At 69.3% G+C, this 25,272-nt stretch carries 20 protein-coding genes and 1 riboswitch; of the genes, 12 read left to right on the forward strand and 8 right to left on the reverse strand.

Going from position 1 to position 25,272, the window contains the following annotated elements; translation table 11 throughout:
• Nucleotides 1-88 precede the first annotated feature (88 nt).
• The gene (locus Q7L65_RS21520) at nt 89-1,327 is read left to right on the forward strand and encodes a diguanylate cyclase domain-containing protein (RefSeq protein ID WP_304724371.1); all 1,239 of its coding nucleotides are present in this window, start codon (nt 89-91) and stop codon (nt 1,325-1,327) included.
• Nucleotides 1,328-1,457: 130 nt separating this feature from the next.
• Here the strand turns inward: Q7L65_RS21520 and Q7L65_RS21525 are convergent, their stop codons facing one another.
• Nucleotides 1,458-2,201 (reverse strand): septal ring lytic transglycosylase RlpA family protein, encoded by a 744-nt coding sequence (locus Q7L65_RS21525; protein ID WP_304724373.1) that lies wholly within the window; start codon nt 2,199-2,201, stop codon nt 1,458-1,460.
• A gap of 57 nt (nt 2,202-2,258) precedes the next feature.
• Nucleotides 2,259-2,397, reverse strand: a riboswitch (cyclic di-AMP (ydaO/yuaA leader).
• A 382-nt stretch (nt 2,398-2,779) separates the two neighbouring features.
• Here Q7L65_RS21525 and Q7L65_RS21530 point away from each other — a divergent pair.
• On the forward strand, nt 2,780-3,883 hold the full coding sequence (locus tag Q7L65_RS21530; RefSeq protein ID WP_304724375.1) for an RNA polymerase sigma factor RpoD/SigA: 1,104 nt from the start codon (nt 2,780-2,782) through the stop codon (nt 3,881-3,883).
• Between the two features lie 62 nt (nt 3,884-3,945).
• Here the strand turns inward: Q7L65_RS21530 and Q7L65_RS21535 are convergent, their stop codons facing one another.
• Nucleotides 3,946-4,683 carry a glutathione S-transferase N-terminal domain-containing protein gene (locus Q7L65_RS21535; protein WP_304724377.1) on the reverse strand — a complete coding sequence of 246 codons (738 nt, stop codon included), beginning with the start codon at nt 4,681-4,683 and terminating at the stop codon, nt 3,946-3,948.
• Nucleotides 4,684-4,916: 233 nt separating this feature from the next.
• On the opposite strand from Q7L65_RS21535, the gene Q7L65_RS21540 reads away from it, so the two are divergent.
• From Q7L65_RS21540 to Q7L65_RS21550, 3 genes are all read left to right on the forward strand, one after another.
• Entirely contained in the window at nt 4,917-5,624 is a 708-nt protein-coding gene (locus Q7L65_RS21540; protein ID WP_304724379.1) for an AIM24 family protein, read from the forward strand.
• Between the two features lie 90 nt (nt 5,625-5,714).
• Complete coding sequence (locus tag Q7L65_RS21545; protein WP_304724381.1) at nt 5,715-6,110, forward strand: helix-turn-helix domain-containing protein; 396 nt, start codon at nt 5,715-5,717, stop codon at nt 6,108-6,110.
• An 81-nt stretch (nt 6,111-6,191) separates the two neighbouring features.
• Nucleotides 6,192-7,445, forward strand: coding sequence for a hypothetical protein (locus tag Q7L65_RS21550; protein WP_304724383.1), 1,254 nt, complete (start codon nt 6,192-6,194; stop codon nt 7,443-7,445).
• Nucleotides 7,446-7,552: 107 nt separating this feature from the next.
• Here Q7L65_RS21550 and Q7L65_RS21555 read toward each other — a convergent pair whose 3' ends face one another.
• Nucleotides 7,553-8,683: an adenylate/guanylate cyclase domain-containing protein gene (locus Q7L65_RS21555; protein WP_304724385.1), complete on the reverse strand. Its 1,131-nt coding sequence runs from the start codon at nt 8,681-8,683 to the stop codon at nt 7,553-7,555.
• A gap of 108 nt (nt 8,684-8,791) precedes the next feature.
• On the opposite strand from Q7L65_RS21555, the gene Q7L65_RS21560 reads away from it, so the two are divergent.
• A complete protein-coding gene (locus Q7L65_RS21560; protein ID WP_304724387.1) occupies nt 8,792-9,802 on the forward strand; it encodes a hypothetical protein in 1,011 nt (336 codons plus the stop codon).
• A 62-nt stretch (nt 9,803-9,864) separates the two neighbouring features.
• Here Q7L65_RS21560 and Q7L65_RS21565 read toward each other — a convergent pair whose 3' ends face one another.
• Together Q7L65_RS21565 and Q7L65_RS21570 are read right to left on the reverse strand one after the other, a co-directional pair.
• Complete coding sequence (locus Q7L65_RS21565) at nt 9,865-11,763, reverse strand: hypothetical protein (RefSeq protein WP_304724389.1); 1,899 nt, start codon at nt 11,761-11,763, stop codon at nt 9,865-9,867.
• Nucleotides 11,764-12,665: 902 nt separating this feature from the next.
• Complete coding sequence (locus tag Q7L65_RS21570; protein ID WP_304724391.1) at nt 12,666-14,843, reverse strand: hypothetical protein; 2,178 nt, start codon at nt 14,841-14,843, stop codon at nt 12,666-12,668.
• A 1,262-nt stretch (nt 14,844-16,105) separates the two neighbouring features.
• Here Q7L65_RS21570 and Q7L65_RS21575 point away from each other — a divergent pair.
• Both Q7L65_RS21575 and Q7L65_RS21580 read left to right on the forward strand, forming a co-directional pair.
• The gene (locus Q7L65_RS21575) at nt 16,106-16,915 is read left to right on the forward strand and encodes a glycosyltransferase (protein ID WP_304724393.1); all 810 of its coding nucleotides are present in this window, start codon (nt 16,106-16,108) and stop codon (nt 16,913-16,915) included.
• Nucleotides 16,916-16,995: 80 nt separating this feature from the next.
• On the forward strand, nt 16,996-17,997 hold the full coding sequence (locus Q7L65_RS21580) for a hypothetical protein (RefSeq protein WP_304724395.1): 1,002 nt from the start codon (nt 16,996-16,998) through the stop codon (nt 17,995-17,997).
• A 72-nt stretch (nt 17,998-18,069) separates the two neighbouring features.
• On the opposite strand, the gene Q7L65_RS21585 is transcribed toward Q7L65_RS21580, so the two are convergent.
• Nucleotides 18,070-19,251 carry an ArsA-related P-loop ATPase gene (locus tag Q7L65_RS21585; RefSeq protein WP_304724398.1) on the reverse strand — a complete coding sequence of 394 codons (1,182 nt, stop codon included), beginning with the start codon at nt 19,249-19,251 and terminating at the stop codon, nt 18,070-18,072.
• Nucleotides 19,248-20,231, reverse strand: coding sequence for an ArsA family ATPase (locus Q7L65_RS21590; RefSeq protein WP_304724400.1), 984 nt, complete (start codon nt 20,229-20,231; stop codon nt 19,248-19,250). Before Q7L65_RS21590 ends, Q7L65_RS21585 begins: the two co-directional genes overlap by 4 nt.
• A gap of 94 nt (nt 20,232-20,325) precedes the next feature.
• Between Q7L65_RS21590 and Q7L65_RS21595 the strand changes: the two genes are divergently transcribed.
• The 4 genes from Q7L65_RS21595 to Q7L65_RS21610 all read left to right on the forward strand — a co-directional run bounded on the left by Q7L65_RS21595 (nt 20,326) and on the right by Q7L65_RS21610 (nt 24,891).
• The gene (locus Q7L65_RS21595; protein ID WP_304724402.1) at nt 20,326-21,093 is read left to right on the forward strand and encodes a ParA family protein; all 768 of its coding nucleotides are present in this window, start codon (nt 20,326-20,328) and stop codon (nt 21,091-21,093) included.
• Between the two features lie 409 nt (nt 21,094-21,502).
• Entirely contained in the window at nt 21,503-22,696 is a 1,194-nt protein-coding gene (gene ftsZ / locus Q7L65_RS21600) for a cell division protein FtsZ (protein WP_370552612.1), read from the forward strand.
• Between the two features lie 96 nt (nt 22,697-22,792).
• Nucleotides 22,793-24,349, forward strand: coding sequence for a gamma-glutamyltransferase family protein (locus Q7L65_RS21605; protein ID WP_304724405.1), 1,557 nt, complete (start codon nt 22,793-22,795; stop codon nt 24,347-24,349).
• A gap of 119 nt (nt 24,350-24,468) precedes the next feature.
• A complete protein-coding gene (locus tag Q7L65_RS21610; RefSeq protein WP_304724407.1) occupies nt 24,469-24,891 on the forward strand; it encodes a hypothetical protein in 423 nt (140 codons plus the stop codon).
• A 14-nt stretch (nt 24,892-24,905) separates the two neighbouring features.
• Here Q7L65_RS21610 and Q7L65_RS21615 read toward each other — a convergent pair whose 3' ends face one another.
• Nucleotides 24,906-25,133, reverse strand: a complete 228-nt coding sequence (locus Q7L65_RS21615) for a hypothetical protein (RefSeq protein WP_304724408.1) — start codon at nt 25,131-25,133, stop codon at nt 24,906-24,908.
• Between the last annotated feature and the right edge of the window lie 139 nt (nt 25,134-25,272).

The following is a 25,272-nucleotide window of genomic DNA, read 5'->3' on the forward strand; positions in this document are numbered from 1 at the left end:
TCCTCGTCGCCCGGAGCCGATCGGGTGGGGGACGGTCGAGACTCTCGGGGGGCGCGCTCAGACGATTGCGAAGGGATGGCTGCTGCTGTTGCTCGAGCGTGCTCCGCTCGACGCGGTCGGCACGCTCCCCGCTGCGACGCTCGCGGCCGAGGGGCCGGCGCTGTGCGCCGCCGTCGCGCGCGGCCTCGGTTCCGACCTCGAACTGGACCGGCTGCGCCCGTCCGGCGACCTCGCCCCGCTCGTGCGCCGCATCGGCCCGCTCAGCGGCGCCGCCGACGCCGCCGCGACGATCGCCGCCGTCGACGCCCTGCGCGCCTGTCTCTGGGTCGCCGCGCTCGACGCGCGCGCGGGCACACGCGAGGCCGGCGCCGTCGGCGCGCTCGCAGAGCGGCTGGCGGAGGTCACGGCGGTCGTGATGGGGACGGCGCTGAGCGAGGCGGCGGTGGCCGCCGATGCGCCTCCGACGCCGCGCGGCGCCGAGCCGCCGCAAGCCGCGCCGCCGCGCGCGGAGCCGGCCGACCACGCCGCGCCGCTGCAGGCCGCGCCGTCGCGGGCGGAGCCGCCGCGCGCGGAGCCGGCCGACGCCGGCGAGCCCGACCCGGAGCGGTCGTCGTACGAGCTGACGCCAGCTCCCCACGAGCGCGCGGCCGACGCCCGCAACGGCGCCGTGCAGCCGGACTGGGTTCGCTCCGAGCGGGAGGCCGACGTCGACCTCGACGTCGAAGAGCGGGACGAGGCCCGCGGCGCGCACGCGTCCGTCACGCCGCTGCCCGAACGGCCCGCGATCGACCCGCGCGAGGGGCCGGCGGCGGCGATGGACGACTCGGACCTGTGGATCGCGACGCTGGAGCGGCACATCGACCGCTGCCAGCGCGAGGGCGGCGGACTCGCGCTGCTGCGCGTCGAGCTGGTCGACGGCGAGCGCGTCGCCGCGAGCGCCCCGGAGGGGCAGGCGCACGTGCCGTACGGCCGGCTCGCGCAGGCGATCCGCAGGGCGATCCGCCGACAGGATCTCGTCGCCTCCGACCATCAGGGCCGCGCCTGGGTGATCGCGCCCGCCGTCGGCCGCGCGGGCGCGCTCGCGCTCGCCGAGCGGATCGGCACCGGCGTCGAGGAGGGCGAGGCGTGGCACGGCGCGCCGCTGGCGGCGACGATCGGCTTCGCCGTCTACGGCGAGGACGGCCGCGACGCCGCGACGCTGATCGACCGCGCCGAGGAGGCGATGCTGGCCGCGAACGCCGCCGGCGCCCGCATCGGCGAAGCGATCCCGCAGCCCGAGGGCGCCGAGAACGACCCGAACCGCCCGGGCCCGCGGCTCGTGCGCTGAGCGTCGATGCGACGAAACCGGCGCTCTGCGCGTGCCGGATCGTGGATGGCGGGCGCGACCTGACCGAGCCGACAGGGAGGGAGTCCCACGAGGCTCGGCGGATCGTGTCCGGCGCCGCGAGGCGGTGCGCTCAGAGCGCCGGCGCCTGGAAGGGCGTCTTGAGCTTCGGGACCGTGGTGACCGTGAGGGCGCCGACGGTGATCAGGCCGTCGAGGCCGCCGAGCGCCTTGTGCGTCGCCTTCGTCAGGTCCCAGGTGCGGCCGTCGATGAACGGGCCGCGGTCGATCACCGGGGCGACGATCTTCTTGCCGTGGTAGTACAGCTCGACCTGCGTGCCGCACGGCAGCGTCTTGTTCGCGACGCCGATCGTGGTCTTCGTCAGTCTGACGCCGCAGGCGGTCTTGGAGCCGCCGTTGGAGCTCGGCGCGTACCAGCTCGCGAGTCCCGGCCGGTAGACGGTCACGGCGACCTGCGGCGCGCTGCCGGTGGAGCGCGTGGCGGTCGTCGCGGCGACCGCGCGCAGTTGCTGGGCGCCGAGCGTTCTCGGGCGCCAGGCGGCGGCGAAGGTGCCGTCCTGGTCGATCGTCGCGGTCGCGACCGGCGCCCATGTCGCGAGCTTGGGGTCGAGCGCCTCGATCGAGACGCTGCCGAGGTTCGCCGGGGCGAGGCCCGTGACGGTCGCGCGCTGCTTCAGCAGCGCGGCGGCCTTCGAGCTGATCGTGATCCCGTTTGCGCTGGCGGTCGCGACCGGCGTGCCGATCGCCAGCGTCGCGCCGGTCGGCGCGCTCGCGTCGGCGGACAGCTGGTCGGGGTCGGCTGAGGCGCCGCCCGTCGCCGCGATGGCGGGGGTGGACGCGAAGGCGGCCGCGAGCATGGCGGCAGCAGCGATGGCGACAGGGCGACGACGAAGGCTCATAGATGGGTTGCCGGTGCCTACGAGGTGAGCTGTCGGGCTCGCGACGCCAGCAAGGCGCGCCGCTACGGTCCGGACTGCGACCGATTCGCCCCCGCGAGCCGAGGCTCGCAATGGGTCCCCCGTCGACGCTGCGCAGGACGTAGCGTCGTTCGGCGTGGCGGCGGGAACTGTACAGAACACTGCCCGGGAAGCGCGCTCGGCGGGCGGGGCTGGCGCGTGAAACATCGCACCGGGAACAGGCGCGCTCAAGCGCCGTCGTGCCCGGCCGATCATCTGAACGAATCCGTCGCGAAACTTGAAACGTTGCGCGACGTTCTGCGTAGTAGGTAGTGGAGTTCGACGCGCGCACCGACGCCCGACTGCCGGGCAGGCCCTTCCCCCACTGGCGCCGACGCTTTGACTCTGCAAATGCGAAGTAGCTAGACTCCTGGCCATGTTTGGATGGCGGTGGTGCGCGCTTCTTGCGCGCATCCGCGTCTGATGATCGCGCCGACGGCCGGAGTTGGGGTGGCGCACGCGACGAGAAACGGAACCAGATGTCTGTAGCTGAACTTCAGGAACTCGAAGAGATCAAGGGCCTCGTCAATCGCGGTACGCAGCTGGGTGTCCTGACGTACGCCGAGATCGCGACCGCTGTAAGCGAGCTCGATCTCGACGAGTCCGACGTCGAGGACCTGCACGGGTTCCTCGAAAGATCCGAGATCGAGCTCGTCGAGGAGATCGATCCGGCCACGGCCGCCAACAGCCAGGTCGAGCGGGCGCCCGACAGACGTCGCGGCCGCCGCGCCAGAACGGCGCTCGACCTCAAGCCGGACATGACGACCGACTCCCTTCAGCTGTTCCTGAAGGACATCGGCAAGGTCCGGCTGCTGACGGCCCAGGAGGAGGTCGACCTCGCCAAGCGGATCGAGCGCGGCGACCTCGACGCGAAGCAGAAGATGGTCGAGTCGAACCTTCGCCTCGTCGTCTCGATCGCGAAGAACTACCGCAACCAGGGCCTGCCGTTCCTCGACCTGATCCAGGAAGGCACGCTCGGCCTCGTGCGCGCCGCGGAGAAGTTCGACTACCGCAAGGGCTTCAAGTTCTCGACCTACGCGACCTGGTGGATTCGCCAGGCGATCGCCCGCGCGCTCGCCGACAAGGCGCGCACGATCCGCATCCCGGTGCACGTCGTCGAGAAGCTCAACAAGATCGGCCGCGCCGAGCGCAAGCTCGTCACGGAGCTGGGCCGCGAGCCCACCGCCGAGGAGATCGCCGAGGTCACGGGGATCGATCCGGAGGAGGTCGACTCGATCAAGCGCTCCGCGCAGGCGCCGGTCTCGCTCGAGAAGCCGGTCGGCGACGAGGAGGAGTCGGAGTTCGGCCAGTTCATCGCCGACGAGCGCGCCGAGTCCCCGTACGAGCGCGCCGCGGAGATCCTCACGAAGGAAGCCCTTCGCGAGGCGCTGGAGAACCTCTCCTACCGCGAGCGCCGCGTGCTGGAGCTGCGCTACGGCCTCGGCGGCGAGCATCCCCGCACGCTCGACGAGGTCGGCCGCACGTTCAACGTGACGCGCGAGCGGATCCGTCAGATCGAGAACCAGTCGCTGAAGAAGCTGCAGTCGCTCGCGGAGGCGCAGAAGCTCCGCGACGTGGCGTAGCCCGCTCTTCCCGGTCGCTCCGTTTCTCAGAAGGGCCCCGGTTCGCCGGGGCCCTTCGTCGTTCAGGCGCCGCTGCGCAGCTTGACGATCGCCTGCGAGCCGGGGGCGAGCGGGAAGCCCGGCAGCAACGCCCGCGCCCAGGCGACGCCGGGGCGGCCCTCGACGTGGTCGGCGAGGTCGGCGAGGCCGGCCAGCAGCGCGACGCTCGGGGCGATCTGGACGCCGGCGGCGTTGGGGCCGTCGTCGTCGCCGAGCAGGCCGTCGGCCAGCAGTTGATCGACGTGGTCAAGCGCCGCCGGCAGTTGCTCCAGCGCGGCGCGCGCGCCCCTCTCGGTGCCGTCGGCTCTCGCCGCCATCGCGAAGGCGACCGGCAGGCTGACGGTCGCGGAGACCGCCGGCAGCGGCATCCCCGCGTGCTCGCGCATGAACCAGACGCGCGTCGCGTGGTCGTGTGCGATCGCGTAGCGCGCGATGCTGCGCGGCAGGCCCTGGAAGACCGCCTCGCCCCACCGCTCCGCCTCCTCGACGGCGGCGCGCCGCCGCGGGTCGGCGGGGTAGAGCGACGGCTCCGGCACGAGCCGCTCCAGTTCCTGCACGATCTCCAGCGAGCCCTCGACGCGGCGGCCCTCGATCCGCGCGGAGGGGACGGTCCCTCTGCGGTAGCCGCGCGCCCACAGCAGCGCCGGATGCATGCCCGCCGGGAGGTTGACGATCCGCGGCTCGAGGCGCTTGCGCTCGAACGCCAGCCGCGCGCTCCAGCCGGGGTTGGAGATATCCATCGTGTAGAGCGTCGCGTCCATCTCGCGAACCTACCGTGCCGCGGCCGCTGTGGCGCCGATTCCTGGTGCGACGACCGTTCGAGACGATCGCCGGGGGTTGCGCCAGCGGATGGGGCCCGGGGCTTTCCCGCGACCTCAGACCTTCGGGATAGGGGAGATCTCCAGTTCTGCGTCGCTTGCTTGACGAACTCCGGCGCGACTGTTTCGCTGCGGTCCAGCCCTGCGCAACCGCCACCTCGAAAGGACCCGCCGCCGTGGAGACGACGCTTGACCAGTTCGCCGAGACGACCTCGACCGAATCGTTCACGCTGCAGAACTCGAAGCTGCTGAAGGTGCGGCTGGAGTCGGTCACGATCCAGGCGAAGATCGGCTCGATGGTCGCCTACCAGGGCGACGTCACGTTCGAGCACGCCGGCTCGGGCGGGATGAGCCGGATGCTGAAGAAGGCCGTCTCGGGCGAGGGCGCGGAGTTGATGAAGGTGACCGGCCAGGGCGAGGTGTTCCTCGCCGACGCCGCGCAGGACATCCACCTGATCCACCTCGAAGACGACAAGATCACCTGCAACGGGCCACACGTGCTGGCGTTCGACGCCGGGATCGACTGGGACATCGAGCGCGTCAAGGACGCCGGCTCCGCGATCGCGGGCGGGATGTCGAACATCGCGCTGAAGGGCACCGGCTGGGTCGCGATCGTGACCGACGGGCCGCCCCTGCGCCTCGACGTCGCAGCGGCACCGACGTTCGCCGACGCGCAGTCCGCGATCCTCTGGTCTTCGGGCGTCTCGACGGCGGTCAAGACCGACGTCAACCTCAAGAGCCTGATCGGCAGATCGTCGGGAGAGACGCTGCAGATCGCCTTCGCGGGCGAGGGCTGGGTGCTGATCCAGCCGTCGGAGGGGATGGTCTCCGGCAACCCGCTCGCCGGGGCGGCCGGTGGCCTGTCGAAGATGCTGCGCGGCTGAGGGGCGAATCCGGCGATTCGGCGTCGCGACTGGCCGCGGCGCCGGCTGAGCCCACTTCAGTTCGTGAAGCGTTGCGGTATCCTCTGGCGTATGGCGTATGACGAGAACTGTCCGGTGTGCGCAACCGCCGAGATCGTCTGCGGCAAGTGGACGCTGCTGATCGTCCGCGACCTCGTCGAGGGCCGGCAGCGCTTCTGCGAGCTGGAGCGGTCGCTGCGCGGGATCAGCCCGCGCACGCTGTCGCTGCGACTGCGGGCGCTCGAAGAGGAGGGGATCGTCGCACGCGAGACCTTCCCCGAGGTCCCGCCGCGGGTCGAGTATGCGCTGACCGAGAAGGGCCGCGCGCTCGTGCCGCTGATCGAGGACATGCGCAGCTACGGACGGCTGTGGCTCGGGGCCGAGGGCGAGTGCACGCCGGCTCGCTCGGTCTCCGACGACGGTGACGACGCGTCGCTTGTCGTGCCCGCTTCGCCGGTTGCGGCGTAGCTGCGCGCTCGAGCGCGCCTGCTTGCTGCAAGCGTCCGTGCGTGTGAAGGAGCGGGACGCTCGGGCGGCGAACGCCTCTGCATGCGCAATCGCACGCTCCACCAGTTGCTGCAGGCCTTCACCGAGGACTCGGGTCTGCAGCTGGCGGCGGAGACGGCGCGCGGGGCTGAGATCCCGTTCGAGGTGATCGAGGAGCCCGGTGCTCGCTCTGCCCTCTACTGCTACCGGCCGCTGACGGGCAACTTCATCCGCTCGCGGATGGGGATCCTCGACCGCCTGCCGACCTACCTGCCGGCGGCGCGGATGATCGCGACGATCGACGGGATCGACGCGTACCTGCGCAAGCGCGGCGAGCCGCGGATCCCGCCGGACGACCGCGAGCGCGCCGACGCGGTCCTGCGCTCCTTCCTGTCCGCGGTGTATGCCGAGTCGAGCGAGTTCGGCTTCCAGCCCGAGCGCTTCGCGGCCGCCTACACGGAGCTGGAGACGGCGCTCTACGAGGGGCGTCAGGTCGCGCTCGTCGTCGCCCCGCTGTTCGGGCTGGCGCTGGAGTCCGACGACGTCCCGCTCGGTGAAGGGCTGTCGCTCGCGCGCGGGGAGAACATGCCCGACGTGCCGCCCGAGGCCGTCTGGTCGACGCCCGGCGAAGTCGAGCACGGCACGGTGCTGGCGGTCCTGACGCTGGAGGGCGACAAGCTCGCCGGCCCGCCGCTGACCGCCGCCCGCACCCGCTTTCGCAGGTTGCTGAGCGCGCTGCGGCTGTTCGACGACGGCTCCTACGCGCTCGGTCCGCTGGCGTGGGCGCGGCTCGACGGCGGCCCGTGGCAGGTCGCCCCGCTGGGCGGCAGCGGTCGCGCGCGCGGCCGCTCGACGCTCGTGGTCGAGCAGGAGGACGAACTGCGCGCGTTCTGCAGCCTCGTCGCCCGCCGCACGCCGCGCGCCGGCGAGGTCGCGTGGGCGCTGAACCGCTTCGAGATGGCGCGTGAGCGGATCGCGCCGCTGGAGGCGCTGACCGACGACCTGCTCGCGCTGCGCGCGCTGCTGGAGCCGGAGGGCCCCGACAGCGGCCGCCTCGCACAGCGCCTCGCGGTGATCTGCGCGCTGCCCGGCCACCGCGCCGAGCTGGCCGAGCGGGTCGCCCGCGCGGTCACGCTGGAGCGGACCGTGATCGCCGGCCTCGCCCAGCCCGACGCGAACGCCGACGCGCTCTTCGACGAGCTGTCCGGCAACCTCCGCGCCCTGCTGCGCGACATCCTCTGCGGCCACCTCGACTCCGACGTCCGCTCGCTCGCCGACGAACTGCTCGTCGAGGCCGCCGCCGAGACGGCCGCGTAGCCGCGGGCGGGTCCTGCGCACGCCCGCGCAGGGGAGGACCGACGGGCTACTGCTGCTCTACCGCAGCAAACTTGCGCTCCTCTTGACCGGCACGCGTGGTTGAGCCGTCATCGGTCCGCAGCGATCGCCCGCACGCGGAACAGCGGTACCGGATGGTCCACTCCGCGCAGGCGGCGGTTTGGCAGCGGCGACCACTGCCAGTGGTCGGCGGACGCCTGGGCTTCGACCGCCTCACGCGTCGCGCCGGCGGCGACCACCGTGCCGGGGCGGGCGATGCCGGTGATGCGGCTGGCGATGTTGACGGGGCTGCCGTACCAGTCGCCGGCGCGGCCGAGCACCTGACCGGTCGCCAGGCCGGCGCGCAGGCTGGGGAACTCCTCGCCCTCCGCCTCGGCGGCGCCGACCAGTTCCAGCGAGGTCTCCAGCAGCGCGTCCGGATCGGGTGAGACGAGCATCGCGGCGTCGCCGATCGTCTTCACCAGCCGTACCGGCGGGCGGGCTGCGGCGACCTCGCCGGCCAGTTCGGTGAGTCGCCGCGCGACGGCGCCCAGCTCCTCCGCCGCGACGCGCTCGCCGAGCTTCGTGAAGCCTACGAGGTCGGCGAACGCGATCGACATCGTCACCGCGCCCAGCACCCCGCCGCGCGCCAGCTCCGCGCGCCCGACGACGTCGGTGCGCAGCTGGTCGCGCAGGTGCATGTTGAGGATGTGCTGCATCACGACGCCGAGCTGCGGGCCCAGCTCCGCGCTCGCGGTCGCGTAGCGCTCGCTCAGCTCGCGCTCGCCGATCCCCGGCTGCAGGAACGCGTCGCGCACGAGCGGCCGCAACGTCGCCGCCACGCGCGCGAGGCCCTCGCCGAGCACGCGCGCGACCTCGAGGATCCCCTCCTCCGGCAGCCCCGCGGCCTCGAACTCCTTCAGCCGCGCGGCCGCCTCCACGTCGCTCGCCGTCAGGACGCGGTCGTCCGGGCCGGGCCGGGGCAGGCCGAGCGCCTGGCGCAGCAGCAGCACCAGCTCCAGCGACACCCCCGCCGCCTGCGCGACCTCGCGCGGCGTGAACTCCTCGGTGCCGAGCATCCGCTCGACCTGCAGCAGCGCGAGCCGGTCCTCCGCGGCCGCCCGCCGCAGCTCGTCGAGCGTCACGCCCTCCGCCAGCAGCCGCTCCAGCAGCGCGACTCGCTCGGCGCGCTCGCGCGCGTCGTCGATCCCCTCCAGCAGCCCCTCAGCAGCGAAGTCCATTCCTTCGCGCAGCCTATCGCGATGCCCTGCGAGCGCACGCCGGCCGCGACCAGGTCCCGGCCTGCGCGACTGCGACATAGCGCGACCTCGAAGAACTATAATCTGGTAATGAGACTGGGGGCAGTGTATTCAGATACCGTTAACGCGCTCTATCGCGTAGTCATCCCGATGATGGGACTGCAGGGGCTCGGCTACGAGGTCGTCGGCGTCAGACTCGAACGCGGCGAGAGGCTCGATATATCGCCGCTCATCGGCTGCGATCTGGTGCAGTTGCACCGCATCAGCTTCTTCGACGGCCACGACCCGATCGCTGATCTGCACGAGGCGGGCGCGCTCGTCTCGTTCGACGAGGACGACGACATGGGCGCGGGGACGCCTGAGATCGAGGCGATCGTCGGCAGCGATCGGTTCGCAAGTGGGCAGAAGCAGTTCGCGAACCTGCTCGCGCGTCTGCCGGAGGTCGACCTCGTGACGACGCCGAGCGAGGCACTCGCGGATCGCTTCGAGGAGGCGGGCGCGCCCACGATAGAGGTGATCGACAACTATCTGCTCGACAGATTCGCTGGCACCAACGCAATCGGCCACGACGGTTTCGTGATCGGTTGGCACGCCTGTGCGGAGCATGCCATCGACGCTGAGCTGCTTGGTCTCGCCGCGGTGTTGCAGCAGACGATGGAGCGACACGAATGTGTGCGCGTGGTGACGATAGGGCTCGACTTGGGGTTGGACCACGAGCGCTACCGCGCGAGTCCGAACGTCTCCTTCGACATGCTCACACGGGAGCTCGCTGACGTCGATCTCGGCATCGCACCGCTGGCGGATACCCCGTTCGGTCGTGCCCGTTCGAACGTCAAGGTGCGCGAGTACGCGGCCGCCGGCGTTCCGTGGCTTGCGTCCGACCTGGGGCCGTACGCTGGGTTGGGTAAGGACCAGGGCGGGCAGCTCGTTGGCGACGACGAGTGGTTCGCGGCGATCGACCAGCTCGTCAATTCACCTCGAGCGCATCGCAAGCAGCGTGAACGCGCTCGGCGCTGGGGGACCGCCGAGACGATCTCCAGCATGTGTCACATCTGGGAGGAAGCGTTCCTGGATACGCTCGCGACCGCGCAGTCCGTCTGACTGGCGGGGCGGCACCCAGCTCTGGGTGCCGCCCCGTGCCGGTCCGCTACGTCAGTCCGACGTCAACGTCTCGCGCCGGCTCTGCGCTTGGCGCTCGCGTTTCTACCTCTGTTGGTTCTTCTCTGTCTGGTCTGCGCTCTCGGGCTGGCTCTGCCGCAACCGGCGACGGTGATCGCCTGCGAGCGCTTGATCTGCCTGTTGTTCTGTCCAACGAACGCGAGGTCGGCCTTGAGGCCTCGTCTGGTCGCCGGCAGGCAGAGGTTCCTGACGACGCCGATCGGGCCGTTTCTCGGCCCGGACTCGAGCCTCAGGCTGAACTTCGTGATCGGCGCGTCCGGGACGGCGTCGAATGTCGTCCGGAGTCTGAGATCTCTGGTGATCGTCACCTTGCCGACGAGATCGATCGCCACCTGACCCTTGAGTCGCACGACGAGGTCCGGGAGTCTGCGGTCCGGGGTGTAGACGAAGTACGCCGCCCCTCTGAGTGGGTCTCGCAACAGCGGCGTAACTGCGGTCCCGGTACCCACCGCCATCGGACATCTCTCTGCACGGAACTGCTCGATCGTGCAGGCGCTTCTGCGGTTGACGACGTCGAGGCGCGAATTGAGCGCCTTGGGCAGGGTCACCTCAACGGATCTGTTGTTCGCTTGGCCCAGCGGCATCGTCAACGTGACGTCAAGCGGGGTGCGTTTGCCTCTTGTCAGCTTGCCTCTCGCGCCGACCTTCAGCGTCATCTTCGGCGTGAACGGCAGGCTGGCGCAGCTGACCGGCTGGAACAGGGTGCTGCGGTTCGCGACTGTGCCGAGCGCCGATCGAATCGCCGCGTTCACGCTCGACGCCGTGCAGTTGGACGGGTTGAACATGAAGCGCGGCCGGTCGACGGTGACCATCACCTCGCGGATCTGCAGCGGGATCCCCTGCAGGATCGTCGGCATCGGATCCGAGACGATCCGCAGCTGCGCCGTGTTGCGGTCGGTGTAGATCGCCGCTCGCACGACGACGAGCCCGAGGTCGAACGGCCCGGCGACAGCCGGCACCGCGATCGAGAGCCCGAACGGAGCGTCCTTGTACGGCCCGGTGATGTACACCTTGCCGCCGAGCCGGAACGGCAGCGGCCCGGCGCCGGCGGCGACGTCCGCTCTGCCGATCAGCGAGTTCGGTCCGCAGGCGCCGGCGCTGGCCGCCGCATCGGAGCAGAGGTCAGCGTCGGCGATCCGCGCCAACAGTCCCTTGGGCATCGAGACATCGATGTCGGAGAGGTCCTGTTGACGGCCGCCGCGCGAGAACTGCAGCATGAACGACGAGTCCTTCGCGCCGCGCGCGTCGACGCTGCCCGCGACGAGCGCCGGGTCGAACCCGGGAGCACCGCAGGGCGTGCCCTGCCCGTCCGCGCTGACCGTGAACGAGTCCTCCGACGTCGCGACCTTGCCGCTCCATGCGGTGAACGTGGTCTTGGTCGTGTGCGTCCCGCACGTCTCGGGCAGCACCAGCGGCGCCTTCGGCCCGTCGTTGAACTCGAGCGCGAGGTCCGTGAACGGCAGCTGCGGGTTGTTGTCGAACGTGGCGGTGAGATTGCCTGCGCCGTCACGATCGACCACACCGGCCAGCTTGATTCGCACCCCGCTGCCAGCCGCGACGAGATAGAGCTTGATCAACTCGCTGGCAGTTGGCTGCGCGAGGTAGATCGACCCGCTCAGCGGATTGTCGAGCAACGGCGTTCTCACCGTCACCGTCCCGATCTTCGAGTTCCCCGGACAACTCGCCGGCCCGTCGACTCTCAGCCCGATCTGCTCCGGGGCGCACCCTCCCAGCCCGGCGGCCGACGGAGGCGAAACCCGCACCCCCGCCGGCAGCGCCACCACAGCCTTCTTCAACGCCGCCTGCGCCAGCCCGGTCGGATCGGTGCTGTACGGCATTCTCAGATGCACCTCGAAGCCGGACGGGGTGTCGGCTTCTCTCATGACGGGCTGCATCGTCAGGCTCGGATCGAATGGGACCTTGTCGCAGTTCTCCGACCCAACCGGTCTGTTCTCGGGAGCAGGCGTGTGCGAATCGAACGACGAGTACTTCCAGTCGGTCGGGTCCTGCCAGGATGCGACGCGGAGGTTCGTCCGGACTGGGCCTGCGCATTCGGTTGGGAGGGTGAGGAAAGGCTTTGGCGTGACGTTAGCTCGGGTCGGCGTCGCGAAACAGTCGATGATCGGGTCCCAAACGGGATCGAGGTGATCGCCGTAGCAGCCTGAGGCGGGGATGCCTCGTGCGGGGTCGTGGCTCTGGTCAGCCGGAACTCCCCAGAATGTGAGTGATGTGCCCGTGACCGGCGATGACTGCGGGATGCCCGGGACAAGCACTGAGAGGCCATAGTCGTCCTCGGAGCGCACCGCGGCATTGAGGACAACTGGAATGCTCAACGGATGAAATCCAAACTGTGCAGGAGAGTCATCGCTCGGCACAAGATTAAAGACAGGATACGTGAGAAGTGAACCATTGAGATCCACCGTGGCGAGACCTACCTGCGCGGATGGCAAGCATCCCAGTTGGGAGAAGCGTTCCTTCGAGCACTTCGGAGTTGCTGAGGGATCTCCGCCGAAACCAGCGGGGAGGTCGACGACGATGTCCTTGACCGACTCGTCGGGCACTCCCGCGAACAGAATCGTTGTCGATGCTTGGTAAGGATGTGACCCGGCGGCGGTCGCCGCTGCTCCGTCCGCGTTCGAGACGAGTCCATCGAAGCCGTCGATCGAAAGCTCGGCGCCGCGCGCCGTCTGCGTCCACCCCGCAGCGCAGATCAGCATCGTGCACAGCAGGATCGCCGGAGCGGACGCCCGGAGACCACGTTTGCCGTATGTCAGTGGCCCACATGTCATCGTTCTGCCTTTCTAGGGCCCGCCTTGAGCGCGCTGGAGCCGACTCGTTGCCGCACGACGTGACGCAGCGTGACCGGCTTGGCGACGCTTGAGAACCGAACGACGGCCCGGACGCGTGTAATTCCTCTCCTCGCAAGTACAGACCTGGCGAATCTGTTGACGTGAAGGACGATCGTCGCGTTTCGATTCCTGGTGAGCGTTGCGGTGTGCTTGTCGGCTACGACCGTCGCCCCGCTGTGTGTGATGAGGAGTTCCGCCGTGAAGGCTCCTCGAGTACTTGCTGTCATGGTCAGCCGCAGGCGGCCGGTGGCGGCAAATCGTCTCCAGCCAGCCTTACCGATTCTTTTCACGGAAAAGACCGGAGCGACTGACAGATCGGGTGCGTTTTCCGAAGTCGCGGGCGTAGACGAGCCCAGACGTGGGACATCAACTAAAGTTCGCGGCGACGGCTGGCACGCGCTTCCCGAACATTCGGCACCAGGCAGGGGGCGTGCCGGCCGGCCATTGAGGGTCGCGTCATAGAGGTCGGTGTTGTTGTCTCTGTCGGAGGTAGCCAACTGCTCACGCGTTGTGAAGAACACGTCACTGCCATCACTACTCGCGTCTTGAAAAAATGAATTATCTTGGCTTTGGCCCGATGAGATCAGCCTGACTGTGCCGTCGGCAATTTCATACGCGTCGAACTGGGAGTTGACGTCACCTGGGACGAGACGCTGACGTGTGCTGAAAAACGCGCGCCGCCCGTCGGCAGAGATCGAGTTCTGGTAGATGGCCGGTTCGGTACCGAACCGGCTACCTCTTGTCCCAGGAGGCAGGACTGCGGAATCGACAGGTTCTTGCCCGTTCGATGGGCAAGACCCACACGAGATAATCTTCCGATCCGCGTCGTAAAGATAGATCTGACGAGATCCTCTCGAATCGTAAGTCGTCAGATTGTCCTCGGACGCGAAGACGAGCCCCGAACCGTCAGCCGAGACCCGAGCCGTTTGTCCCGGCCCGGCAAACGTTCCCGACGAACCGAACGTCGGCGCGACGGCTTCGATGCTGCCGCCTCTCCAAAGATAGATCCCGACGGTCATCCCGTCATCGACGCTAGCGACAAAGTAGACGGAATCGCCATTGTCACCAGCCCCGATAACCCCGTATACCGTTGTCAGATCCCCGACTGTCCCTCCGGTGAGGAGCTCAAGGCTGCCGTCATCGACGCGATATCGATAGAGATCAGTCCTTGTGTCTTGGTCGCCATCAAGGAGTTGTTCATCCGACGTAAAGTAGGCGCTGCTCCCATCACGGGTTGCTGTCCAGAAGGTTGCTGCTTGTGGCACGTCTGGGGTAAGCTTCTGGGACTGTGACACCGGTCGAGTTTCCGTGCCGTCAAGTCGCACATAGATCCGACCATCATTTGGCGTCGTGAAGAAGATCTTGCTGCCATCGGATGACACGGTGTTGAGCAGGCTTCCCGACGCGCCGCCACCGGCGACGGCGCCTGCTGCCGCTGGCGAGCTATCGGGGAGGACGTTCACCAACCTGACTGCTCCAGCCGTCCACTCGTAGAGGTTTGTGACGCCAGCGGGCGCGGTTGCCGTGTGGGCGTTGGAGTCTTGGAAGACGACGTGCGACGCGTCGCTCGACGAGCCAACGTACGAGATGTCCGGATAGAGCGCAGGATTCGGCAGGGTGTCGAGCGTGAGAGTGGTGTAGCCGGGTCGGCCGACCGCACTGAGGAAGTAGTTGAGAGTCCCCGCGGAAGCGTCTGGGGCAAGGACGGGATCTTGAGCCAGCGTTATCGCCTTTGTCAGATCATCCGAATATCCGCCGACTGGCGCTTGCGCGCTGAAACTTCCATGCTCGGCAGCAGCTTCAGGCACGGTGCTCCACCCATCTGCGGTCCGGCGGGCCACATACGATATGCGAAATGCGCCTACTGATGCACCGGCAAATGGCGTTCCGGAGATGAACGCTACCGAATCGCCCGAGGGAGCACTATCCACGAGAAACGAGGCGGGAATGTTAGCGGCCTCCACGAGAACGTCGCCGCCAGTCTTGTCAGGCGGAGACACCTGTTCATACGTCCGCCCGATGGCCGACCCGGAGCTTATTGCCAGCGCCGTCGCAATGCCGGTGACGGCGCACATGGTTTTGCGCCATTGGCGCTGGTACGCGATCTGCTTCATCCACTCCTCCTAGCCGATGACCCACTTTCCGACATACTAATGGTAGACACATATGGCTCTAGAGGCAACGCGGTGCGTCAAAACAGGTGTAGCCGATCGGCTGGAAGGCAGAGCGAGTCTCACGCAGTGGATAGCGAATGGTTTCGGGTCCGGAGCGGCGAGAGTGATTGGCGCGGCCATGGCCGCGCCCTGTAGAAGAGCTAAATCCTGGCTTATTGCATCTACTGCATTTCTAGAGTATCATGTGCAACAGCGTGTGTGCCGCGCGTCGACTGATGAGAGCGGGTTGAAAGGGGGGATCTGTGTGGCGCTCACACGCTTTACTGCATGGCTTCTAGTAGCCAGCACAATAAAGAATGAGGTAATATATGTTTAAGTTGCGATTGCTGTTCGTGACTGCTCTTGCTGTGGTTGCAGGCATGGCGATAACGAGCGCTGCGAGCGCTATTGTCATCGGACCAGGCGCACCTGGAACGAGAACACCGATAACTGCCACGGCTACTAATCTCACCGTCGGTGTTCCTCCCGGCGGATATCAGAGTAATGTCACTCTCACGGGGACAATAACAGCCGGCAATATCGCTAATAACGTTCTTACGCAAATAGGTACCATTCTAGCTGGAACCTGCGTCAGCGTGACTGCCGGATTCATAACAGAATGTAGACTACTTACGTCGGCTGCGCCGTGGAACGTCTTCATACAAGGCACAGCCGGTGCTGCGACGGTCAGAGTCGTAATTAGACCAGTGACGTTCCTAATAAGCACGTCAGACGGCAGAATCGCGTGCCTACTTACCGCGGATGTAAACGGCACCTATGCGAGAGCAACCGGAGTTCTTACCCTCGCTGGTGCTGGTTCGGTTACTAATATAGTGCCGAGAGTGCTAGCGCCGGGAACGTGTCCGGCGGGCGGTGCGCCAACTCTGACGGGAACTTTCAGAATTGTTCCGGCAATAACCTGGGTGTAGTAGCATAATTCACTATTTGGTAGCCTTCTTGTGCCGGGGTGCGCTGTGTGCCTCGGCACAGGTTGTGCGCACGTGTATCGCATTGGCTGAGGCTGAGGTGCTGGGATGAGAATCGCGTTTTGTGCTGACATCGCGACCCCGAACGGCTGTTACCGAGCACTGTGGCCGATGGTGGCGCTCGGCACACGCGGGCATAGGATACGACAGGTTAATCCTGGGGTCGGTCGGAAGTTACTGGGCCAGTTCGAGGTCTTACATGTGCATCGATACTCGGACCCTCAAATCCTTGGTTTGGTGCGTATTGCGCATGAGGAGGGGCTCGGTGTCGTCTGGGACAACGATGATAATTTCGCTGCAATCGATAGAGCGATGCCCGATTATGTTCGGCACGGGGGCCTGAAGTGGGAGAGACGGTCGGCAGATATGCGGCGGATCTTCGAGCTGGCGGGGATCGTCACCAGCCCGAGTGAGCATTTGTGTGAGGTTCACCTAGAGGCTGGAGCACGGGAGGTTGCGGTCGTGCCGAATCGCATCCAGCGGAGAGATTTGACGGGACCGCAGATCAGCGCGCGGGTTGTGGTGATCGGGTGGCTTGCCGGGAGAGAGCATCGGATGGACGTGCGCGCCCTCGGGATGGACGAGGTGCTCGCTCGGGTGTTGGAGCGCTCGACGGATGTGTACGTGGAGAGCGTCGGGATCTCACTCGGGCTGAAGTCGGATCGCTACATACACACCGAAGGCGTTCACTTTCCGAGATTGATCTCCAAGCTCGCGAGCCTCGACATCGGGATCGCCCCGCTGGCTGACCTGCCGTTCAACCGGTCACGATCGGACATCAAGGTTCGGGAGTATGCGGCTGGCGGGGTGCCGTGGCTTGCCTCACCGATAGGGCCGTACACCGGCCTCGGTCCTGATCAGGGCGGGATGTTGGTCGGCGATGCTGACTGGGAAGACGCGCTTGTCAGGTTCGCCACGGACGCGAAGCGGCGGAGGAAGCTTTCGCGTGCGGCGCAGAAGTGGGCGGCGCGTGAGACGATTGAGCGGTCGGTGGGGGAGTGGGAGCAGATACTGACGCGGGCGATCGAGGTTCGGCAGAGTGAGTGAACGGGGGATGATGTGGGCTCAAGAGCCGGTGACGTATGGCGTTGTTGAGGCGGGGGCGCGCTCAGACGCCGGTGGAGACGTTGTCGCTCGCATTCTCCGCGGACCTCGGCGCTGCCAATGGGTGGTACCGCGCGCACGGACCGTTGGAGGCGCTGGAGGCTCGGGGGCATCGGGTACGCGCGCTGAACGGGCGGGATGTGGCGACCGGCAGAGCGTTGACCGGAGTCGACGTGCTGCTCGTGCACCGGTCGTGCGACGCCGCGGCGCTGGGATTGGTCCAGTCGGCGCGCGCGCGGGGTGTCGCGGTCGTGTGGGACGACGACGATGACTTCTCTGCGATCCCTAGGAGGACGGCGAGTTACAAGCATCATGGCGGGATGGCGTACGAACGGCGTGCGGCGGCATTGAGGAAGCTGCTCCCGCACGTCGATGTGGCGACGGCGCCGAGCGAGCGCATCACTGCGCACCTGCAGGCCATGGGTGCCGCGCGGGTGCAGGAGCTGCCCAACTACGTTCCGGACGCGTTCGTGCGTGCCAAACCACAATCGCATGCCGGGTTCACGATTGGTTGGGTTGCCGGGCTCGAACATCGCTACGACTATGACGCGCTCGGCATCCGTCAGCAGCTCGAAGCGCTCCTAGACGTCCATCCCGCGCTGCGCGTCTCGGCAATCGGGGTGGGACTCGGGCTTCCGGGCGATCGTTGCGTGCACGAGAGACTCGTGCCATTCGGCGAGCTTCCGGCGCGGATCGGCATGTTCGACGTCGCGCTGGCTCCGCTCGCCGACATCCCGTTCAACCACGCTCGCTCCGACATCAAGGTCAAGGAGTACACGGCGGTTGGCGTGCCGTGGCTCGCGTCGCCCATCGGTCCCTACCGTGGGCTTGGCGAACGGGAGGGTGGACGGCTGGTTGCCGATGATCGCTGGTTCGAAGAGATCAACCGGATGATCATTGACACGAAGGCGCACCGCCAAGCCGCCAGGCGTGCCGAGCGTTGGGGCTCATCTCAGACGGTCTCGCAGAACGCTCACCAGTGGGAGACGCTCTTCACCGACCTCGTGCGCGCGCGCCGCGCGTAGCGCCGAGAGCTGCATTGCGCCGGGATGTGAGCGGCGAGACGCGCGTTCAGCCGCCTCTACGCGGCGCCGCCGCTACGCGAACAGATGCCCCCCGATCCGCACCAACCCCTCCGCGTCATGGACGTCGTCGTCGAGGTGCGGAATCAGGAGCAGGGGGACAGAAGGCCCGAGCCGCGCCGCGAGCAGCGCGACGTTCTCGCGGTCGCGCACGGCGAGCGCGTGCTCGTCGGCGAAGCAGGCGGCGACTCTGCGCGCGAGCGGTCTGGAGAGGCCGGCCTCGTCGACGAGCCGGGCGATCAGCTCGCCGGCGTCCTCGTCGCCGAGCTGGTCGGCGTGGACGCGGTTGACGATCCCGCCGCCGAAGCCCATCCGCGCGGCCTTCAGCTTGCGGTGGAAGTAGATCGCCTCGTCGATCGGCTCGCGCTCGGGGGAGGTCACCAGCAGGAAGCGCGTGCCGGGGTCGCGCAGCAGCGCGTCGACCTGCTCGGCACGTGCTCTGAAGCCCTCCATCAGCCCGCCGAGCAGGCGGAAGAAGGTCGACAGGTCCGTCAGCAGGTCGACTCCGGTGACGCGCTTGAGGACGCCGAGCGCGAGACCGGTCGAGCGGCCCAGCAGCCGCATGCCCAGACCCGGTCCCGCCCACCCGCGCAGCAGCGCCTGCAGCGCGCGGCCCTCGAAGAACTGCGTCAGGCGGTCCGGCGCGTCGAGGAAGTCGAGCGCGTTGCGCGACGGCGGCGTGTCGAGCACGAGCAGGTCGAACTCAGCCGTAGCGGCGAGGTCGTGCAGCTTCGCGATCGCGGTGAACTCCTGCGAGCCGGCGACAGCGCCGGACAGCTCGCGGTAGATGCGGTTGGAGAGGATCTCCTCACGGGTTCTCGCGTCCGGCGCGAGCCGCTCGATCAGGTCGTCGAACGTGCGCTTGGCGTCGAGTTGCAGCGCCCACAGCTCGCCGTCGCCGAGGTCGAGGCCGGCGGCTGTGAAGGCGGCCGGGTCGACGCGGTGCGGGTCGTTGCCGAGCGCGTCGAGGCCGAGCGCGTTGGCGAGCCGCTGCGCCGGGTCGATCGTGACGACGCAGACCTTCAGCCCGCGCGCGGCCATCCCGGTCGCGATCGCGGCGGAGGTCGTCGTCTTGCCGACGCCGCCGGAGCCGCCGCAGATGCAGACGCGGGTGCCTGCGAGCAGCGTCGCGACGCCGCCCGCCGGCGCCCCTGCCGCCGCGCCGGCCGCCTGCTCGCCGTCGCGCAGGCCGCTCACAGCAGCTCCTCCAACCGATCCGCCAGCAGCTCCAGCCCCGCACGATCGACCGACGGCGTGAACAGGTACGGCAGCTCGAACGGATCTGACCCGAGCCCGTCCGCGAGCCGCTGCACCTGCGCGCGCTGGGCGCGTGCGCGGACGTGCTCGGAGCGGGCCGATTCGAGTGCGGCTCGGACGAGCGGGGAGAGCGGCGACGACGCCGTGCTCGCGCGCGCCGAGCTGCCGTCGGACACCCCGCCGCCCGCCTCGATCGCTCTCGCCACCCCCGCCGCCTGCCGCGGCCCCAGCCGGTCGGGCACGAGCGCGTTGACGATCGTGTGCGACAGCTCGATCCCGCAGTCGTCGCGCAGCGACCGTCGCAGCGCGAGCGTCTCGTTGACCGGCATCTCCTCCGCCAGCGCGACCGCGATCACGGCGGCGAAGCGGGGGTCGGTGAAGGAGGCGTCGAGCGTGCGGCCCTGCGACGCGATCGGGCCGACCTTCGCGATCTCGGCGAATGTTCGAGGCGTGCGCAGCGTCGCGAGGCCGTGGCCGGTCGCCGGCGCGTCGACGATCACGAGGTCGTAGGGCTCGGCGCCCTTCGTTCGCCGCGGCGCCTGCGACAGCTCCCACGCCTTGCCGAGCGCCAGCAGCTCGCGCATCCCGGGCGTCGCGGAGACGAAGCCGTGGAACGTGCGCGAGTGGGCGAGCACGTCGCCGAGCGGGCCGGCCTTCTGCTGCAGGTACTCCTCCAGCGCGTGCTGCGGCTCGATCGAGATCGTGTGCAGATTGCGCGCCAGGCGCAGCTCGCGCGCGCCGCTGGAGCCGTCGGCGTGGCCGAACGCGACCGCGGCGCGGTCCTGGCCGGTCAGCTCGGCGACGACCGTGCGCAGGCCGCGACGGGCCGCCGCGATCCCGAGTGCGATCGCGACGGTCGACTTGCCGACGCCCCCTTTTCCGGTAAGGAAGAGCAGTCGCTTGTCGCGGAGTCCGGACACCGTGCGTGAGCCTAGACGCTCGACCGGGGGAGGAAACCCCGCCCCGACTGCGAATAGAGGCGCGTATGGGTTTCCCGACGCAACGGAGTCACCAGTGACCGGCCAGGCCAAGGTCATCGCCTTCGCCAATCAGAAGGGCGGCGTGGCGAAGACGACGACGACGCTCAACCTCGCCGTGGCGTTTGCGGAAGAGGGCCATCGCGTGCTCTGTTGCGACATGGATCCACAGGGCAATCTGACGATGTCGCAGGGGATCGACCCGGACACGGTCGAGACCTCGATGTACCACGTGCTCGTGAACCACATCTCGATCCGCGAGGTGATCCGCCGGCGCGAGATCGACGTCGCCTGCGCGTCGATCGACCTCGCCGGCGCCGAGATCGCGATGTCGACGCAGATAGGCCGCGAGCGCTCCTTGGAGAAGGCATTCCGCCCGATCAAGGAGGACTACGACTTCATCTTCATCGACACGCCGCCGAGCCTCGGGCTGCTCACGATCAACGCCCTGACGGCGGCCGACAAGGTGATCGTCCCCGTCCAGTGCGAGTATCTGTCGATGCGAGGGCTGCTCCAGCTCCAGAACACGCTCAAGATGATCCGCGAGAACCTCAATCCGAACGTCGACATCGAAGGCATCCTGCCGACGCTGGTCGACACCCGCACGCTCCACGCGAAGGAAGCGATCGAGCTGCTCGAGGAGAGCTTCGGCGAGCGCGTGTTCGCGTCCCGGATCCGCAAGACGGTCCGCTTCGCAGAGGCGCCCGTGCAGGGTATGTCCGTGTTGAAGTACGAACCCGACGGCATGGCTGCCCACGCCTACCGACAGCTCGCGAAGGAGGTTCTCGACAATGGCGCCAAGTAGACGCACGAGCATGAGGGAAGGTCCCCTCGCGGCGCTCTTCCGGAGAACCGAGGACGAGGGGCTGCAGGGGACGCCGCGCGATCAGGAGCCGGCCGCTGCCGCGCAGTCGCAGGCCCCCGCTCCCGCGCAGCCGCAGGTCGCCGCGCCGGCCTCTGCGCAGCCGGCCGCCGCGCAGCCGCAGGCCCCGCAGCCGTCGACCCCCGCCGCCGCCCGCGGCGAGGTGCAGGAGCGCCCGCACCCGTCGCTGCGCAGCGACGTCGTCGCCCCGCCCGTCGAGTCGGCGCCCGCGCCGCCGACGCCGCAGGAGCGCCTGCACCGCGCCTTCTCCGCCGACATTCCCGAGAACATGATGGATCCGACCCCCGCCGCGCCGCCGCGTGACGTCTACGCGCGCGTCGAGGAGACCGGCCTGCCCTCCGACCCGTACGGCGCGACTCGCGGCCACGGCCCGGTGCTGCGCGTCGTCGGCGTCGGCGGCGGCGGCGTCAACGCGGTCAACCGGATGGTCGAGGCGGAGGTCAACGGCGTCGAGTTCCTCGCCGTCAACACCGACCTGCAGTCGCTGCAGCAGTCCGCGGCGCACCTGACGCTGCACATCGGCGCCAACGTCACGCGCGGGCTCGGCTCCGGCTCGGACCCGTCGCTGGGGCGCAAGGCGGCGATGGAGGAGTACGACAGGATCAAGGCGCTGCTGAAGGGCAGCGACATGATCTTCATCACCGCCGGCGAGGGCGGCGGCACCGGCACGGGCGCCGCACCGGTCGTCGCGCGGATCGCGCGCGAGCTGGGTGCGCTGACGGTCGGGATCGTGACCAAGCCGTTCGGCTTCGAGGGCACGCGCCGCAAGGAGCAGGCCGACGTCGGCGTCGAGGAGCTGGCGGCCGAGGTCGACACGCTGATCGTCGTGCCGAACAACCGCCTGCTGTCGGTGCTCGACCGCGGCACCTCGATGGTCGACGCCTTCCGCGTCGCTGACGACGTGCTGCGCCAGGGCGTGCAGGGGATCTCCGACCTCGTCACGCTGCCGGGCCTGATCAACCTCGACTTCGCCGACGTGCGCACGATCATGGCCGACGCCGGCAGCGCGCTGCTCGGGATCGGCATGGGCACGGGCGAGCGGCGCGCGATCGACGCCGCCGAGCAGGCCGTCGCCTCGCCGCTGCTGGAGACCAGCATGGAGGGCGCGCGCTCGATCCTGCTGTCGATCACCGGCGGCACGGACCTGTCGCTGTGGGAGGTCAACGAGGCGGCCAAGGCCGTGTCGGAGGCCGCGCACCCGGACGCGAACATCATCTTCGGCGCGATGGTCGACGAGAAGCTCGGCGACCAGGTCTGGGTCACGGTCGTCGCGACCGGCTACGGCGAGGTCCGCCCGCCGCGCCAGTCGCGCGAGCAGCTGCGCGGGTCCGACATCGGCGTGCCGCGCGAGGAGCGCGCCGCGGTTGCCGCGGCCGCCGCTCGTGACGATCGTCCCGTGCGCAGCCGTTTCGCGGAACCGGCCGCCGGCGAGGTGCGGATCGCGCGCACGAGCCACGCGAGCCCGCCGCCGCGCGAGCGCGTGCGCGACGAGCTGGACGTGCCCGAGTTCATGCCGCACCGCTGAGCGGTCGTTGCCGCGCGGGGAGGCGTTGTCGTCCATCCCCGCCGTCGCGCGGTCGTTGCCGCGCGGCGCGGGCGCGTTGATGTCATCCTCCCGGCCGTGACCGTTCGCACGGCTGGGGAGGAGAGCCGCAGCGGCGTCGTCGCGGCGGGTCATCCGCTCAGCGCCGAGGCCGGCGCCGCCGTGCTGCGCGACGGCGGCAACGCGGTCGACGCGGCGCTTGCGGCGATGCTGACGTCGTTCGCCGCGGAGCCGTTGCTGACCGGCCTGGGCGCTGGCGGCTACATGCTCGTCGTCCCGCCCGACGGCGAGCCGCAGCTGCTCGACTTCTTCGTCGAGGCGGCCGGGCGCGGCGCCGACCATTCCCGCCGCGCCGAGCTGGTGCCGGTGTCGGTCTCGTTCGGCGACGCGGTCCAGGTCTTCAACGCCGGCGCGGCGTCGGTCGGCACGTATGGGATGCCGCACGGGATCTGCGAGGCGGCCGAGCGGTTCGGGCGGATGCCGCTCGCGGAGCTGGTCGAGCCCGCCGCGGCGCTCGCGCGTGCCGGCGTCCCGCTCAACCCCGAGCAGGCGTACATCGTCGAGATCCTCGAGGGGATATGCCGCCTCACGCCGGAGGTCGAGGCGATCTTCGCTCCCGGCGGGCGGCTGCTGGGCGAGGGCGACGCGATCGTCCAGCCGGAGCTGGCGGCGACGCTGGAGCTGCTCGCCGACGAGGGCTCGCGGCCGTTCTACGACGGCGAGATCGCGGCGGCGGCGACCGCGCTGCTCGACGCGCACGGCGGGCTGTTGACGCGCGCCGACCTGGCCGCGTACAAGACGGTCGCGCGCGAGCCGGTGCGGGTCGCCTATCGCGGCCGCGAAGTCCTCTCGAACCCGCCGCCGTCGGCCGGCGGCACGCTGATCGCGTACGCGCTGGCGTTGCTGGAGCGGGAGGGGGTGGGAGCCGGCGGCGCATCGCTCAGCGGTGGCGCGGCGGGGAGCGGCGCGGCGGGCGGTCCGACCTCCGCCCAGTTCGTCGCCGCGATGGGCGCCGCGCAGGACGAGCGCACGCCGGCCTTCCTCGACGGGCTCGACGAGCCCGGGTTCCTCGACCGCTTCCTCGCCGCGCGGCTCGGCTCGACGACGCACGTCGCCGTGCTCGACGGCGACGGCGGCGCGTGCTCCGTCACCTGCTCCAACGGCGAGGGCGCCGGGATCGTCGTGCCCGGCACCGGGATCCACCTCAACAACATGCTCGGCGAGCAGGACCTGAACCCGCTCGGCTTCCACCGCTACTCGCCCGGACGCCGCCTGCCGAGCATGATGGCGCCGACGGTCGTGCTGCGCGACGGGCGGCCGGAGCTGGTGCTCGGCAGCGCCGGCTCCAACCGCATCCGCTCCGCGATCCTGCAGACGATCGTCGCGGTCGTCGACCACGGGCTGGACGTGGAGGCGGCGGTGCGGGCGCCGCGGCTGCACTTCGAGGACGGGATCGTCTACGCCGAGCCGGGTGCCGACACGGAGGCGCTGGAGGCCGACGGCCACACGATCGCCCGCTTCAGAGCGTTGAACCTCTTCTTCGGCGGCGTCCAGGCGGTCGCGCGCGACGCCCGCAGCGGCGCGCTGTCAGGCGGCGGCGACCCGCGGCGCGGCGGGGCGGCCGTCGTCGCGTGAGCGGTCGCGCCGGTCGCTTCCCACGCGCGTCGCGGCGAAGGGGCGCTCCGGCGCGGCGAACCGTCGCTTCCCGCGCGCGGCGCACCGGCCCGCAGAAGCGGCTCGGTAGGGTCCGCCGCATGCGCCGTCTGCCGCTGCTCGCCACGATCGTCTGCACGTTCGCGCTCGCGCTCGTGTCAGCCGGCTGCGGCGCCGACTACTCCGACCTCTTCCTCGTCAGACGCACCGGCGTGCTGCCGGACGCCGACGTGCAGATCGTCGTCAACGACGGCGGGACGATCAGCTGCGACAGAGGCGAGTTCAGAGAGCTGCCGTCGAGAATGCTGCTGGACGGGCGCGACATCATGAGATCGCTCAGAGAGGATCTCGAGTTCGGCAAGGTCCACCCGAGAGCCCCGAACGCGCAGCTGCGCTTCCGCATCGACGCGCCCGACGGCACGATCAGCTTCAGCGAGACCGACGGCGCGCACGACGAGGACCTCGCGCGGCTCGTCCAGCTCGTGCGCGAGCTGTCTCAGCAGATGTGCGGGCTCGCGCGCTGAGCGCGCGCCGGGCCCTACTGCGGCGGCTCGCGGTCGGGCGAGTCCTCAATCGGCCGGGCACCCGGGACGCTGCGGTCCGCGCGCTTGGCCTCCCAGTCTCTGCGGGTCGCGACGATGTCGTCCTCGACCAGCTGCGACTCGCGCTCCAGAGCACGAACCTGATCGTCCAGCCCGCGCTCGTAGGCGTGGATGCCGGCCTCGTCGTCGGGGGTGCTGGTGGGGTCTCTCGGGTCTGGGGCCATCTTGCGAGGCTACCCGCCCGCGGTCGGTGCGATGCCCCTGATCGCACGCGATCCGCGCGATGCCCCTGATCGCGCGCGAGCGCGTCAGCGGCGGCCGCGGTGAGCCGGGCGTGGCGCCCGGCTCACACGGCGGTCGTCG

The organism is Conexibacter sp. CPCC 206217 (genome assembly GCF_030646165.1).
In the GTDB taxonomy this organism is placed as follows: Bacteria; Actinomycetota; Thermoleophilia; order Solirubrobacterales; family Solirubrobacteraceae; genus Conexibacter.

Bases quoted from the DNA above. Each gene is read 5' to 3' on its own strand.
- Q7L65_RS21525 (WP_304724373.1), bottom strand. From the start codon at position 2,201: ATGCTCGCGGCCGCCTTCGCGTCCACCCCCGCCATCGCGGCGACGGGC.
- Q7L65_RS21530 (WP_304724375.1), top strand. From the start codon at position 2,780: ATGTCTGTAGCTGAACTTCAGGAACTCGAAGAGATCAAGGGCCTCGTC.
- Q7L65_RS21535 (WP_304724377.1), bottom strand. From the start codon at position 4,683: ATGGACGCGACGCTCTACACGATGGATATCTCCAACCCCGGCTGGAGC.
- Q7L65_RS21545 (WP_304724381.1), top strand. From the start codon at position 5,715: ATGGCGTATGACGAGAACTGTCCGGTGTGCGCAACCGCCGAGATCGTC.
- Q7L65_RS21550 (WP_304724383.1), top strand. From the start codon at position 6,192: ATGCGCAATCGCACGCTCCACCAGTTGCTGCAGGCCTTCACCGAGGAC.
- Q7L65_RS21555 (WP_304724385.1), bottom strand. From the start codon at position 8,683: ATGGACTTCGCTGCTGAGGGGCTGCTGGAGGGGATCGACGACGCGCGC.
- Q7L65_RS21560 (WP_304724387.1), top strand. From the start codon at position 8,792: ATGAGACTGGGGGCAGTGTATTCAGATACCGTTAACGCGCTCTATCGC.
- Q7L65_RS21565 (WP_304724389.1), bottom strand. From the start codon at position 11,763: ATGAGAGAAGCCGACACCCCGTCCGGCTTCGAGGTGCATCTGAGAATG.
- Q7L65_RS21570 (WP_304724391.1), bottom strand. From the start codon at position 14,843: ATGAAGCAGATCGCGTACCAGCGCCAATGGCGCAAAACCATGTGCGCC.
- Q7L65_RS21610 (WP_304724407.1), top strand. From the start codon at position 24,469: ATGCGCCGTCTGCCGCTGCTCGCCACGATCGTCTGCACGTTCGCGCTC.
- Q7L65_RS21615 (WP_304724408.1), bottom strand. From the start codon at position 25,133: ATGGCCCCAGACCCGAGAGACCCCACCAGCACCCCCGACGACGAGGCC.